General features: G+C 35.3%; 1 pseudogene. It reads left to right on the forward strand.

From position 1 onward, the window contains the following. Positions 1-75 (forward strand): annotated as a pseudogene (locus GCE9029_RS26430) (FMN-binding protein MioC); the annotation flags it as partial. Between the last annotated feature and the right edge of the window lie 491 nt (positions 76-566).

Consider the following 566-nt stretch of genomic DNA (forward strand, 5'->3'; position numbering starts at 1 on the left):
ATCGATGTATTGGAAACTCCGGTACCAGAAGACGCAGCAGAAGCTTGGTTTAACGATCATAGCGACCAGTTTTAACCTCTCTCCTCTCTCAAAAAGCGGCTTATGCCGCTTTTTTTGTCTCTGAACATCGCGATTGTGAATAACTTTTTTTCAAAAACATCGAAAATTAGCGATCTATTTTCAATTTCTGCTGTGGATAAGATCATACATATACGGTGATTAACCTATAGTTATCCAAATAACAAGTTTTAGGCTAATTTCCACCTGTGAATAAGTAGCTATTTTGATCCCAGCTAATCCTCATCCTGATCAAAGTTAGATCACATCATTTGATCCAAAAAAGATCCATGATCTCGTTGATCATTTTCGACTTATCCACAGATACCCTCGATCCTAATAATAGATCTAATAAAAGATCTCCTTAAAGATCTTATCTATATTAATTAAAAACAGCTTTTTCGAAAAATCCCAAAAACGTTTTCTCAGGCTATGAAAACAGGTAGAATATCGCTCCTTTTTATCAATCTAGAAAACGTTTGAATACCTGAGGTCGGTTCATGCTTTAT

The sequence above is a fragment of the Grimontia celer genome, assembly GCF_900055185.1.
GTDB lineage: Bacteria > Pseudomonadota > Gammaproteobacteria > Enterobacterales > Vibrionaceae > Enterovibrio > Enterovibrio celer.